Source organism: Paraburkholderia sp. SIMBA_053 (assembly GCF_046534895.1).
Lineage (GTDB): Bacteria > Pseudomonadota > Gammaproteobacteria > Burkholderiales > Burkholderiaceae > Paraburkholderia > Paraburkholderia caledonica.
Map to the genome: position 1 here is coordinate 1 of NZ_JAWRXU010001639.1, position 238 is coordinate 238.

The following is a 238-nucleotide window of genomic DNA, read 5'->3' on the forward strand; positions in this document are numbered from 1 at the left end:
GGAGAGATGGAACATCGTCACGCCGGTGAAAGCGTAGATCGCGATCCTCATCTTGTTCCTCTCGGGTGACCCGTTCTCATCGTATATTGGCTCATGAGCCAACGGCGTACCATACCCCACGGGGTATATTGTCGGGACATGGCTACTCAAACGATCACCGCGACGAACTTCGATGAGACCCTGGACGGCGGGGGGATCGTCCTGCTCGACTTCTGGGCGGAGTGGTGCGGTCCGTGTC

General features: G+C 58.4%; 1 protein-coding gene. It reads left to right on the forward strand.

What is annotated here, in order from left to right:
• Positions 1-138: 138 nt before the first annotated feature.
• The coding region (locus SB753_RS41115) for a thioredoxin family protein (protein WP_410805686.1) at positions 139-238 on the forward strand (100 nt) is incomplete at its 3' end.